Origin of the sequence: Agromyces sp. H66, assembly GCF_004959775.1 — a bacterium.
Classification (GTDB): domain Bacteria; phylum Actinomycetota; class Actinomycetes; order Actinomycetales; family Microbacteriaceae; genus Agromyces.
This window is the reverse complement of the sequence record NZ_SJZG01000001.1, coordinates 400,665-413,582: the sequence shown is the minus strand read 5'-3', so window position 1 is coordinate 413,582 and position 12,918 is coordinate 400,665. Positions and strand designations below refer to the sequence as shown.

Below are 12,918 nucleotides of genomic sequence, written 5' to 3'. Positions count from 1 at the left end.
TCTGGCAGGCTCGGACGCAGTTCGCTTCGACAGGGTCAACGACTGATGACCACGGCCTCGGCGCTCGCCCACTCGCGCACGAGATCGGCGCGCACGGTGACACCGGAGCCCGCGGCATCCGGCACCCGAAGCTGCCCGCGATGCTCGCCCTCGCCGAGCACGAACGGTTCCGTGAGGTCCTCGGCGAAGTACCGCGACGAGGCCGACGTGTCGCCGGGCAGGGTGAATCCGGGGAGCGCGGCGAGCGCGACGTTGGCCGCCCGACCGACTCCGGTCTCGAGCATGCCGCCGCACCAGACGGGCACGTCGAGCGTGCGGCACGCGTCGTGCACGCGAAGCGCCTCGAGGTACCCGCCCATGCGGCCGGGCTTGATGTTCACGATGCTCGTCGCACGGCGGTCGATGGCATCCACGGCGGTCGTGACGTCGAGGATGGACTCGTCGAGGCACACGGGCGTCTCGCACGCCTCCGCGAGACGCACGTGCGTGGCGAGGTCCTCCTCGGCGAACGGCTGCTCGATGAGCAGCAGCCCGAACGCGTCGAGACTCGCGAGCAACGGGATGTCGTCGGGCGTGTAGGCCGTGTTCGCATCCACCTGCAGGAGGCCGTCGCGTCCCATGAGTTCGCGCACCGCACCGACGGGCACGAGATCCCAGCCGGGCTTGATCTTCAGCTTGATGCGACGATAGCCCTGCTCGAGGTATCCGGTGACCTCGTCGAGCAGTTCCTCGAGCGTGGGGGCGATGCCCACCGAGACGCCGCAGTCGACCCAATCGCGCACCGCACCGAAGCACTCCGCCATCGACCGGCCCTGTGCGCGCAGCTCGGCGTCGAGCACGGCCGCTTCGAGTGCGGCCTTCGCCATGCGATGGCCGGCGACGAACGACAGGTCCGCCGCGACGGATGCCGCGAGCGGAACGCTCGCGATCGACGCCGCCGCCCCGCCCTCCTGGGCTGCGACCGCGGCGTCGCCGGACGCGCGCTGCTCCCGGTCGTCGACCCAGACGCCCGCCGAGCGCGACGGGTCGTCGATGAGCACGCCCGACATGTGGCCGTCGTCCTCGACCGACGCCGCGTGGCGGCGCAGCAGCGCGGGCGCGAGGTAGCGTTCGATGACGGATGCCGCGCCGTCGACGTACTCCGACGAGTAGAACGGGTCACGGCCGGCGACGCATTCGCCCCAGCCGTCGCCCGCGTCGGTGACGGCGCGGACGAGGAGCACCTCGCGCACCGTCTCACGTCCGAACGAGGTCTCGAAGGGCCGCACGAGCGGCACCTCGAGCCGGTGCAGCTCGATGCGTTCGAGGGTCGGGGTCGGGGTCGGGGTCATCGTGGCCTCTCGGTCGGGGTCGTCGACGACTCCAGTCTGGCGTAGCCCGGCGTTCCCCGCTGCCGCGCCGAGCGGCGGGCGGCGGGCGGCGGGCGGCGGGCGGCGGGCGGCGCGCCTCGCCGACGTCCCCGCGTCAGGAACGCACGAGCTCGTAGAACCGCCAGAAGCCGAAGTCGTCCTCGAGCACCTCGACGCCCGCGAAGCCCGCCTCACCGGCGTAGCGTCGCAGCGTCGACGGGCGCATGACCGTGCCGGTCCCGGCGCTCGGCTCGTGCGAGAGACCGTCGGGCAGGCAGACGAAGAGGCTGAAGCCGTACATCATGCGATCGATGCCCTCGGTGTTCGGCGTGAACTCGTCGCCGACGGCCTCGTCCATGATCACGACGACCCCGTCGTCGCCGGTCGCGTCGTTCATCGCGGTCAGCACGGCCTGCGGGTGCGGCAGGTCGTGCAGGAACTCGAAGCCGACCACGGCGTCGAAGCGTCCGTGAGCTGCGAGGTTCGCGGCATCCTCGACGTGGAAGCGCACCCGATCGCCGACGCCGGCCTCCGCCGCGTGCGCGCGGGCGGCCTGCACCGACGGGGCATCCACGTCGAATCCCTCGACCCGGAGCCCCGGGTAGGCCTTCGCGAGCGCGATCGACGACCAGCCCTCGCCCATGCCGATGTCGGCCACGCGGGCGCCGGGCCGGCTGAGCCGCTCGTGCACGTGCGGGTGCCGTGCGAACACCGACGGCGCCGTCTCGAGCCACGGGCGGTTCATGTCGGCCTGGGCCTCCCGTGCGTGCACGCCGAGCTGTTCCCAACTCACGCCGCCGCCCGTGCGGTATGCCGCGAGGAGCTCCGGCATCTGTGCGCCCGCGGCGGCGAGGATGCGGGCCAGCGGAGCCGCATACGCGAGGCTCGACCGGTCGGCGAGCACCTCGGCCGCGCCGGCCGGAAGCTCGTATCGGCGGTCGTCGGCCGCCGCGTCCACTGCGCCGACCACGTCGACGATGCCGAACGCGGCCTGCTGCTCGAGCCACTCGCGCGCATAGCGAGGCGCCGTCGAGGTGTATCGGGCGAGCTCGGGGGCGGTGAGCGGTCCCTCCGCGACGAGCGCGTCGTACCAGCCGAGCTGGGTGCCGAGGTGGATCGACATGGTCTCGATCCAGCCGAGGGAAGATTCGAGCACGCGTTCAGCGAACGCGTCGGCGCTCTGGGTGGCGGGAGCGGGCGGCGTGAGGACTGCGGAGTCTGACATGGAACTTCCTTCCGGTCGGGGTACGACCCGACGCTACGTAGCCGCGGTGCAGGTCCGCGTCGGCGGAAGCATGCAATCTCGCGATCGCGTCTGCATCAATCCATGCAGTCGGCGCACCGCGGGCCGCTCGTCGCGCCACAGGCCGTCAGCGCACCGCGGGCCGCTCGTCGCGCCACAGGCCGTCAGCGCACCGCGGGCCGCTCGTCGCGCCACCACGCCGCGGCCGCCGTGCGCGATCCCACGCCGAGCTTGAGGTAGACGTTCGCGAGGTGGCGCCCGACCGTCTTCTCGCTGATGAACAGGCGGTCGGCGATCTCGCGATTGCTCGCTCCGCGGGCGACCTGCTCGAGCACCTCGCGCTCGCGCGGCGTGAGCGGGCCGCTCTCCTCCTCCGCACGGCTCCCCACGACCTCCAGGTGCGCGCGAGCGCCCATCCCCTCGAAGATGGCGGATGCCTCGGCCCGGAGGTGTTCGGCCTGCGCGGCGTCACCGGACTGCTCGAACGCGGCCGCCAGCCAGGCGAGCACGCGGGCGTGCTCGCACCTCAGCCGGTGCCTGCGGAAGTAGTCGAGCGCCGACCGCAGCGCCACGATCGAGGCGGTCACCTGCCCGTTCGAGAGGGCGAGCATGCCGTCGGCATGATCGGCCCACGCGCGGAATCCCGGGCTGTCGAAGTCGCGGGCGACGGCGCGCAGCTCGTCGCGGAACGCGACCGCCGCGTCGCGACGATCGGTCGCCAGCGCGATCTCGACGGCGGTCCGGAGCAGGCGGGTGCGGGCGAGGCGATCGCGACCGTCGAGGGCCGTCGTCATGAGGTTCCACGCCCGTGCGGGCGCGCCCTCCTGCAACTCGAGCATGGCCTCTCCGGGCACGGGGTCGATGCCCGACTCGCGCGCGAGCGCAAACGCGTCACGGGCCCCCGTCGCGTCGCCGCGGAGCCGACGCAACTCGCCGAGCTGGTACCAGCCTTCGCCCGCGACCCAGCGGTTGCCCGCGGCGAGCGAGCTGCAGACATCGGTGAGCGCATCCTCGACCGAGTCCCAGTCACCGGCCGCCGAGCGCAGTTCGAGACGGTGCACACGGCAGACGCCGGCGTAGATCGCGTCGCTGCCGAACCGGCCGACCCACTCCTCGGTCGCCCGCGTCCAGTCGGCCATGCGCTGGTAGTCGGCCAGCTCGTGGCACGCGTGGATCGTCGTGCAGAAGATGTCGCCGCCCCACTCGGGTTCGATCTCGTCGGCGAGGACCCCGAGCATCGCCTCATCGAGTTGGGCGAACCCTCGGCCGGTCTCACCGGTGCGCAGGTCGGCCATGCCCGACACCACGAGACTCAGCGCGGCGACCGACTGGTCGGGCACGCGCTGGGCGAGGTCGCGGAGGCGCGCGGCGCTCTCGGGGGACCAGGCGCCGCTGCCGTCGGGCAGCAGCCCCGCCGACGTCTCGAGGTAGATCAGGTAGGCCTGCAGCACATGGTCGGGCTGGTCGCTGAGCAGCGAGCGCGCACGTCGCATCCAGGCGGTGCCGAGCGTCACCTCGCCCCCGGTCAGCCGGAGGAGCGAGATGCGAAGCGCCGTCCCCGCCGCGTCGGCGGTGCGGCCGACATCCCGGAACCCGGCGAACGCCTCCTCCGCCAGCGCGACACTCTGCGCGGGAAGGCCGAGCCACCATGCGCTCCTGCTCCAGAGCACGAGGTCGTCGGGGCTCAGCGGCTCGGTGGCGCGAGCGCGCTCGAAGCCGGATATCGCGGCCCGCCACTGCCGGTTCGCGTAGGCGAGCCGAGCGTCGTCGAGCTCTGCCGCCTCAGACATGCCTGTATGGTAACGCGGACGAACCGGGGCTGGGAGGCCGCGCGAGTCAGGGCGACCGATCGGCCTCGTCGCGCGTGAACACGTAGTCGCCATCGGCGTCGAGCTCGACGCGCAGGCCGGTGTCGCGCGCGAGCACGGCGAACGCGTCCCGGGACGCGTCCCGCAGTCGCGCGGCCACGCGCGGATCCTCCGCACGTACCCGCTCGTAGTCGGCCACGAGCGGCAGCCGGCCCTCCGCCCTCCAGCTCGGCACCGGACCGCGCGCGAGCGCTCGGGCGGTGCGCGGCGAGTCGAGCCGCCAGCGCACCTCGAACCGGTCGCTGCGATCGGCGCCCGTGATGGCGTCGCCGAGCTCGCCGTAGAAGTCGGGGAGAAACGCCATGATCTCCGCGCCGAGGCGCACCAGGTTCATCCGCGCGTTCCGCCGGATGAGGGGGTCGTAGGTCCAGCGCATCTCGGTGACGTCGTGCGCGAGGCACACGGCCCGTTGCCGCAGCTTCAGGGCGACGCCGACACCCCGACCGCGTGCGGCGGGATCGACCGCGTTCATGTGCGAGTGCAGGTGGAGCCCGTCCGACCAGCCGAGGAATCCGAGGGTCGCGCCGAGCGGGCGCCCGGTCGCTGAGCCCGTCGAAGGGTGCCGTTGCGGGCCCGCAACCGCGTCGGCCGGCTCGGCTGCCGGGACCGCCACGAGCACGGTGTTGCCCGCGTGGTCGAGCGCCTGCACCATCGCCCGGTCGGGGCCGCGACCGGCTCCCCAGGTCGCCTCGAACCGGGCGAGCACGCCGTCGAGCTCATCGGGATGCGCCGGGCGCGTGCGGATCCCGGCACGCGCGTCCGCGGCATCCGCTGCCTGCTCCGCGTCGGCGACGACCGACGCCGGCACGCCGCCCGCCGGCACCGTCACGCCGACCGGTCCTCCACGTGCCACGGCTGCCCGTATCCGCCGTCGGCGACGGGCCGCGCCATGAGCTCGAGGAACGGCGCCGCGTCGAACGCCTCGGGGCCGAGCACGCCACGGCCCTCCCAGACGCCCGTCGCAAGCAGCTCGAGCGCGATCACGGGGTTCAGGGCCGTCTGCCACACGACGCACTGCGACTCGTACTCGGCCATCGTCCACTCGTTGTCGGACACGTGGTAGAGATACGACTCGCGCGGCGTGCCGTCGGTGCCGGTGCCGGTGACCCAGAGGCCGGCGCACGTCTTGCCGGTCATCCGCGGGCCGATCGTGGCGGGGTCGGGCAATGCCGCGGCCACGACGTCGCGGGGGGCGACGTGCACGGGCCCGTCCTCGCTGCGCACGCGGATCGGCGTCGTCGAGTCGAGGCCGAGCAGGTGCAGCGTGCGCAGCACGTTGATGAACTCCTCGCCGAGGCCGTACTTGAAGGTCACGCGCTTCGCGTCGACCCAGCGCGGCATGAGGAGCACCTCCTCGTGCTCGACGTTCACGCACTCCACCGGGCCGATCCCCTCGGGGAAGACGAACACCTCGGGCTCGGAGAACGGCGGCGTCGTGTACCAGCCGCGCTCCTCCTCCCACACGACGGGCGGGTTCAGGCACTCCTCGATGGTGGTCCAGATCGAGAACGACGGTGCGAAGATCTCGTTGCCGGCCTCGTCGCGCACGACGAGGTTCGCGCCGTCGCGCACGCCGAGCTCGTCGATCTCGCTGAACAGGTGGTCGGCGGCGAAGCGGGCGAACACGTCGCTGAGCCCGGGCTCGACCCCCATGCCGACGAGCGCGAGGCGCCCGGCGGCATCCCAGTCGGTGGTCTGCGCGAACTGGTCGTCGCCGAGCTTCACGCCGGTCTGCGCGTACGGATCGGTCGGATGCGGCTCCGAGAGGCTCATGGCCATGTCGAGGTAGTCGGCCCCGGCGGCGAGCGCGCCGGCGAAGATCGACGGCACGAACTTCGGCTCGACGGCGTTCATGACGTGGGTCGCCCCGTGGTCGCGGGCGACGGATGCCACGACCTCGGGATCGCTCGCATCGATCTGCGCCGTGGCGAACCGGGCGGCGACGTCGTCGCCGTGCCTGGCCCTGATCCAGTCGACCGTGCGCTCGGCCCGGGACGGGTCGTAATCGCTCACGACGAGGAGTTCGAAGAAGTCACGACGCGCCGCGATCTTCGCGATGGCGTCTCCGACGCCACCGGCGCCGACGAGGAGGATCCGCATCCCACGACGCTATCGCGGCACGCGGCGCCGAGTCGACGGGTGGGTGTCGCGGCGTCGGGCGGATTCCGCACGGAGTGTCGGCGGGCCGCGCGCTCGCGGCATGCGCTTGCCCCGCGGCATCGGCCCGCCCCGCGACATCCGCCGAGCGTGCACTCCCTGCCCCCGCGTGGGCGACGACTGCACGCTCGCGAGAGGCGCCGAGCTCGCGGCATCCGCCCGCCGCCCCGACATCGCTCGAACGCGCACTCTCCGCCCTCGCACGGGCGACGACTGCACGCTCGCGAACGGCTCCACCGGCTTACGCGCGCGCCCAGCCACGCAGTTCGAGCGCATCCGCGAGCTGACGCGCGATCACCTCGAAATCCGAATGCCTGTTGACCCGAATGACCAACCAGCCGTTGCCCGCGAGTTCGTTCAACCGGTCGACGTCCTTCGCCCACTGCCCGTCTTCGCGATGATGCTCGCCGTCGTATTCGAGCAGCACCTTCCAGCGGCGGAAGACGAGATCTCCGTGCGTGGAACGGCCGGATCGCAGCTCGATGACGCCGTTCGACTCGGGCTCGGGGAATCCCGCTTCGATCACCCGGAGTCGCAGTTCGGTCTCCTTCGGCGACTCGGAACCGACATCGAGATGCTCACGCGCGGCTCGCAGCCCGCGGCATCCGCGGCGCTTCCCGTAGCGCTCGATCGCCTCGTCGATCTCGTCGACGGTGGCGAGAGGTGCCGGGCGGCCGAGCAGCCGATCACCCGCCTCGATGAGTTCGAGTTCGAGCAGGACCGGGGACAGCTGGCACCAGACGTCGCTCGCTGCGACGAGCCGGAGCGCTCGATGCCGGCGCGTCGGCGGCGCTTCGACGGCTCGGTGTCCGGCGACATTCCGCACGCGCGGCGGATACTTCCCGCCCCACACCGTGACGTGGAGCGTCGTGGACGACTCCAGACGCCATGGAAGAGGAAGACCCCAGAGGGCGGCCGCCGTGACGTGGCTGAAGGCCCAGTCCGCATGGGTCACGTGCAGCTGCAGGGCATGGCAGCGCGCCGTGAGCGACGCCTCCTCCGCGCGCGGGAGCCGCACGCCGCGCACCGGGATCACGAGATCCGACCCGCGAAGGCGCTTGACGGTGAGACCCCGCGCACGGGCGTCGTGCGTGGTGAACGGGGCGAGTGCGAAGTCGAGCGGGAGCGGGGTGCGGGGACTCATGCGCAGAGTCTCCCGGCTGCGAGATTCGGTGGATCCGTCCTCGCGGAACCTGTCACGGCTCCTCTGGGATCCCGGATGTTGAGGACGAGTGCGTGCTTTGGGCCAGAGCGCCGAGCGGCGGCGCGCTCCGAGGGCGAGCCCGCTCTCATCGAGAGTGCACTCGCCGCCCGAAGGAGGGCGCGAGGTGCACTCTTGGCGGCGAAGGCAACGCTGGCGTCCGCGCGACGGGCGCGCGGCGCCCGGGACGCGACCTCGAGAGTGCACTCGCCGCCCGAACGAGGGCGCGAAGTGCACTCTCGGCGGGGGTGAGAGGAGCCCGCAGCGCGAATGGGAGGAGCCCACGGCGGGGATGGGAGGAGCCCGCAGCGGGGGTGAGAGGAACCCACGGCGCGGATGGGAGGAGCCCACCGCGCCACCGACGCGAGCGGCGAGCGGCCGCGGCATCCGCTCAGCAGAAGCCGGCGACGCCCTCCCAGGCGACGGCCGGAGCGGTGACCCCGTCGCGCTCGACCGACGCCTCGATGAGCCCGTACGGACGGTCGGCCGCGAAGAAGACCTCGTTCGGGTTGTCGAGGCCGAACGGCGCGAGGTCGACGACGAAGTGGTGCTTGTTCGGCATCGAGAAGCGGATCTCGGCGATCTCGGGGTGCGCCTCGAGCACCGCGCGTCCCATGTCGAAGAGCGTGGTTTGCAACGCCGCCGAGTACTTCGCCGCGAACGCCTCGAGGAGCAGTGCCTGCACGCTCGCGTACGCGTCGTTGTAGTCGACGTCGAGCGTGCCGTACCGCCATCTGGCGGCGACATCCGTGGCCAGGATGCGGTCGGATGTCTCGGGCAGCGTCGTGTACCGGTCCTTCGGGTACCCCTCGAAGCCCGACAGGGTGGTCTTCAGCACCGTGAGCTCCCTCAGCCCGGCGATCACGTGGCGGTCGGAGCCGTCGGCGACGACGACCGCGGTGCGCACCTCCTGGCCGGTGCGCACGAACGCGTGGTCGTGTTCGGCGCCGCCCACCGGGATGCGCTGCCATGCGAACTGCTCGGCCGCCCAGCGTCCGCCCGTCACCCACTCGAAGGAGCCCGTGAAGTGGTCGGCGAGCCGCAGCAGGAACGCCTCGGGCGAGCCGACGCCGTCGCGCGCGAACGCGAAGATCGTGTTCTTCTGGGTGTCGGTGGGCACCACGTGCGCGTTGTCGCCCGCGAGGTGCGCCGCCGCGAAGTCGCCCCGCAGCTGCGAGGTGACGCCCAGGTCCTCGATCTCGTGCCGCGCGGTGTCGCGGGTCACCTTGACCACGCGCACCTCGGCCTTGCCGTACTGGTTCGCCCCGAGGACGATGGCGGGCTCGGTCATGTTGAACTCCCTCGATGGCTGGAATACGAGAACGGGCTCAGGAGGAGCGGCACGTGCACGTGCCGCCCGTCGTCGGTGACGATGAAGGTGACGACGGCTTCGGGGTAGGTCGTCGCGACGTTGCGGGCGCGGTACCACGCGCCGGTGTCGAAGCGGATGCGGTACTCCCCCGCGGGCAGCTCGTCGCCGCCGAGCCGGATGATCCGGCCGTCGGCGTCGGTGGTGCCGTCGGCGAGCACCCGCCAGGCGGCCCCGTCTCGGATCGAGAGCACGACGTGCATGCCCTCGGCGGGAACGCCCGTGGCGGCCTCGAGCACCTGCGTCGTGATCCGGGAACTCGTCATGCGGCGGCACGTCCGTTCGGTGCGGCGCGGCGGAGGAGCCGCCCGCGCGGGATCGTCCGTTCGACGGGGATGCCGGCCAGGTATGTGGTGCGCACGACGCCGGCCAGTTCGCGGCCGTCGTACACGCAGATCGGATGCCGGTGCTCGAGCGCCGTGGCGTCGACGGTGAACGTCTCGTCGGGGGCGACGACCACGAGGTCGGCCGCGGCGCCCTCGGCGATGCGCCCCTTCGAGGTGAGTCCGACGCGCCGCGCGGGCGCCGCCGACATCCACTCGACGACCTGTTCGAGCCGGATGCCCCGAGCCCGCGCCTCGGTCCAGACGAGCGGCAGCCCGAGCTGGAGTGACGCGATGCCTCCCCACGCCGCGGCGAAGTCGCCGCCGCCCGCCGTCTTGAGCTCGGCGGGAGCCGGCGAGTGGTCGGAGACGATGAAGTCGATGACGCCCGACTCCAGCCCGCGCCAGAGCGCGTCGCGGTTGCCGGCCTCGCGGATCGGCGGGCAGCACTTGAACGCGGTCGCCCCCGACGGCACGTCCTCCGCGCAGAGCGTGAGGTAGTGCGGACACGTCTCGACGGTGAGCCGGACGCCGTGCCGCTTCGCGGCGGCGATGCGGTCGAGGGCGTCGGCGGAGCTCAGGTGCAGGATGTGCGCCCGAACGCCGGTGCGCGCGGCGCGCTCGATGACGACGCCGACGGCGACGCCCTCCGCCTCGCGCGGGCGGGAGGCGAGGAAGTCGGCGTAGTCGCGGCTGTGCGGATGCGGCGCGCCGTCGATGAGGGCGGCGTCCTCGGCGTGCACGACCATGAGCGAGTCGCCGCTGCCCGCGAGCACGCCCATCGCCTGCTCCAGCTCGTCGGCTGTCACGGGCGGGAACTCGTCGACGCCCGAGTGCACGAGGAAGCACTTGAAGCCGAACACGCCGGCCTCGGCGAGCGGCTCGAGCTCGGCGAGGTTGCCGGGCACCACGCCGCCCCAGAATCCGACGTCGACGAACACCCGGCCCTCGGCGGCGCGGCGCTTCTCGTCGAGCGCGGCGACGGTGGTCGTCGGCGGGATGCTGTTGAGCGGCATGTCGACGATGGTCGTGACCCCGCCCGCCGCGGCCGCCCGGGTCGCGGTCTCGAAACCCTCCCATTCGGTGCGTCCGGGCTCGTTCACGTGCACGTGCGTGTCGACGAGTCCCGGGATGAGCACCTCGTCGCCGCCGAGTCCCTCGACGCGCGCACCCTCGAGCCCGGCGCCGGGCGGCGCGACGCGCACGATGACGCCGCCGCGCACCCCGATCTCGGCGGGCACGAACGCGCCGTCGACGAGCACCCGGTCGCCGCGGATCACGAGGTCGTACTCCACGAGGTCGACGCCCGAGGCATCCGTCATCGGATCGCGTCCCGGCCGGTGAGCCGAACCTGGCGGTTCACGTCCTTGTAGAGGAGGTAGCGGAACGGCCCGGGTCCGCCCGCGTAGCACGCCTGCGGGCAGAACGCGCGAAGCCACATGAAGTCGCCCGCCTCGACCTCGACCCAGTCGCCGTTCAGCCGGTACACGCCCGTGCCCTCGAGCACGAAGATCCCGTGTTCCATCACGTGCGTCTCGGCGAACGAGATCTTGCCGCCCGGCTGGAACGTCACGATGTTCACATGCATGTCGTGCGCGAGGTCGTCGGGATCCACGAACCGCGTGGTGGCCCAGGCGCCCTCGGTGTCGGGCATCGGCTGCGGTTCCATGTCAACGTCGCTCGTGACGAACGAGGCGGGCAGCCCGACCCCGTCGACGGGCTCGTACGCCTTGCGGATCCAGTGGAAGCTCGCGAACTCCGCGCCCTCGTTCGCGACCGACCAGGGCGCTCCGGGCGCGAGGTACGCGTAGCCGCCCGGCCCGAGCACGTGCGTCGCACCCTCGATCGTGAGGGTGAGCTCGCCCGCCGTGACGAACACGACGCCCTCGACCCCGAGCTCCTGCTCGGGTCGCTCGGCGCCGCCGCCGGGCCCGATCTCGACGATGAGCTGCGAGAACGTCGTCGCGAACCCCGAGATCGGCCGGGCGAGGATCCACGACCGGGTGTTCGTGAAGCCCGGCAGCTTGCTCGTGACGATGTCGCGGAGCACCCCCTTCGGGATGACCGTGTAGGCCTCGGTCACGATGGCCCGGCCGGAGACGAGCTCGGTCTGGTCGGGGAGGCCCCCCTGCGGCGTGAAGTAGCTCATCTCGTCTCCTCGGCGAGTCTCGGACGGGCGAGCACGGCGAGCACGCGCTCGTCGAGTCCGGTGTCGGCGGCCACCTCGTCGCGGGAGATGGCGCCGCACCGCACGCCCCGCAGCACGAACCCGGCGAGCGCGCGCACGGTGGCCGGCTCGTCGAGGACGGCACCGGATGTCCCGGCGACGTGGTCGTGCAGGCGCGCGGATGCCTCGGGGTATCCCTCGCGGTAGAACGCATAGGTCGCGATGAAGCGCGTGGGCAGCTGGTTGGCGTGCAGGTCCCAGCCCTGGGTGAAGCCGCGTTCGAGCGATCGGCGCACGAGGCGCGCGTGCAGTCGCCACGCCTCGGGGGCGTGCTCGCCGATCGGCAGGACGTTCGTCGATCCGTCGGAGAGGCGGATGCCGGTGCCCGCCACCGCGACCTGCATGACGCCCTTCGCGAGGTCGGCGGCGGGGTGCTCCATCGACTGGTAGGGCCCCGCGATCTGGAGCGCCGCACTGTAGTCGTAGGTGCCGTAGTGCAACCCGCTGATCCGACCGGGCGCGGCGAGCGGGAGCCGGGCGACCGGCGAGGTGCCGTCGGCGCCGAGGATGAGCTGCGGGGTCTCGACCTGCACCTCGAACCTGAGCCGACCGTCGGGCAGTCCGTGCGCGCGCTCGAGAGCTGCGGCGACGTCCGCCATCGCCTCGACCTGGGCGACCGTCGAGACCTTCGGCAGGGTGAGTGCGAGCCCGTCGGGCAGGCCGCCGTGCTCGAGCAGGGCGGTGACGAACAGGTCGAGGGTGCGGATGCCCCGAGCCCGGGTCGCGGCCTCGAACGACTTGAACCGGATGCCGATGAACGGCGGCGCGAACCCCGCGCCGGCCGCGGCGGCGACGCGCTTGGCGGCGCGGACGGCGTCGACATCCTCCAGGTCGTCGCCGCGGTCGCCGTACCCGTCCTCGAAGTCGATGCGCAGGTCCTCGATGGGCTCGCGTGCGAGCTTGTCCCGCACGCGGGGCGCGACGGCGGCCGCGAGCCCGTCGTCGAGCCCCGCGGCGACGGCGACCGCCTCGACGCCGCCGGCCGCGTCGACCGCGGCGAGCGCGGCGCGACCCCACACCGCGGGGAGCTCGGGCGCGTACCGGTCGGCGGGCACGTAGACGGTGTGCACGGGTTGGCGGGAACCGTCGTCGCCGGGGTAGGCGCGCGCGAGCAGCTCGTCGGTCTCGGCGAGGCGCACGTCGACGGCGGCGACGTCACGGGGCGTGAGCGCGGTGCGCAT

The 12,918-nt window shown here is 72.6% G+C and carries 11 protein-coding genes; all 11 read right to left on the bottom strand.

Translation table 11 applies throughout. The features are described 5' to 3' along the window. Positions 1-35 precede the first annotated feature (35 nt). Complete coding sequence (menC, locus tag EZM51_RS01990; RefSeq protein WP_248305415.1) at positions 36-1,331, bottom strand: o-succinylbenzoate synthase; 1,296 nt, start codon at positions 1,329-1,331, stop codon at positions 36-38. Positions 1,332-1,464: 133 nt separating this feature from the next. Further along, positions 1,465-2,574 (bottom strand): class I SAM-dependent methyltransferase, encoded by a 1,110-nt coding sequence (locus EZM51_RS01980; RefSeq protein WP_136706512.1) that lies wholly within the window; start codon positions 2,572-2,574, stop codon positions 1,465-1,467. A 182-nt stretch (positions 2,575-2,756) separates the two neighbouring features. Next, positions 2,757-4,382, bottom strand: a complete 1,626-nt coding sequence (locus EZM51_RS20985) for a LuxR C-terminal-related transcriptional regulator (protein WP_248305414.1) — start codon at positions 4,380-4,382, stop codon at positions 2,757-2,759. 46 nt (positions 4,383-4,428) lie between these two features. Beyond that, positions 4,429-5,313, bottom strand: coding sequence for a hypothetical protein (locus EZM51_RS01970; RefSeq protein ID WP_136706510.1), 885 nt, complete (start codon positions 5,311-5,313; stop codon positions 4,429-4,431). Next, positions 5,286-6,560 carry a saccharopine dehydrogenase C-terminal domain-containing protein gene (locus EZM51_RS01965; protein WP_136706508.1) on the bottom strand — a complete coding sequence of 425 codons (1,275 nt, stop codon included), beginning with the start codon at positions 6,558-6,560 and terminating at the stop codon, positions 5,286-5,288. Before EZM51_RS01965 ends, EZM51_RS01970 begins: the two co-directional genes overlap by 28 nt. A gap of 298 nt (positions 6,561-6,858) precedes the next feature. Beyond that, on the bottom strand, positions 6,859-7,761 hold the full coding sequence (locus EZM51_RS01960) for a hypothetical protein (protein ID WP_136706506.1): 903 nt from the start codon (positions 7,759-7,761) through the stop codon (positions 6,859-6,861). A gap of 448 nt (positions 7,762-8,209) precedes the next feature. Continuing rightward, positions 8,210-9,109 carry a factor-independent urate hydroxylase gene (gene pucL, locus EZM51_RS01955; RefSeq protein ID WP_136706504.1) on the bottom strand — a complete coding sequence of 300 codons (900 nt, stop codon included), beginning with the start codon at positions 9,107-9,109 and terminating at the stop codon, positions 8,210-8,212. Next, positions 9,106-9,453: a hydroxyisourate hydrolase gene (gene uraH, locus EZM51_RS01950; RefSeq protein ID WP_136706502.1), complete on the bottom strand. Its 348-nt coding sequence runs from the start codon at positions 9,451-9,453 to the stop codon at positions 9,106-9,108. The genes pucL and uraH overlap by 4 nt, the downstream gene beginning before the upstream one ends. Next, the gene (allB, locus tag EZM51_RS01945) at positions 9,450-10,832 is read right to left on the bottom strand and encodes an allantoinase AllB (RefSeq protein ID WP_136706501.1); all 1,383 of its coding nucleotides are present in this window, start codon (positions 10,830-10,832) and stop codon (positions 9,450-9,452) included. The genes uraH and allB overlap by 4 nt, the downstream gene beginning before the upstream one ends. After that, complete coding sequence (locus EZM51_RS01940; protein WP_136706500.1) at positions 10,829-11,659, bottom strand: bifunctional allantoicase/(S)-ureidoglycine aminohydrolase; 831 nt, start codon at positions 11,657-11,659, stop codon at positions 10,829-10,831. The genes allB and EZM51_RS01940 overlap by 4 nt, the downstream gene beginning before the upstream one ends. After that, positions 11,656-12,918, bottom strand: coding sequence for an aldolase (locus EZM51_RS01935; protein WP_136706807.1), 1,263 nt, complete (start codon positions 12,916-12,918; stop codon positions 11,656-11,658). The genes EZM51_RS01940 and EZM51_RS01935 overlap by 4 nt, the downstream gene beginning before the upstream one ends.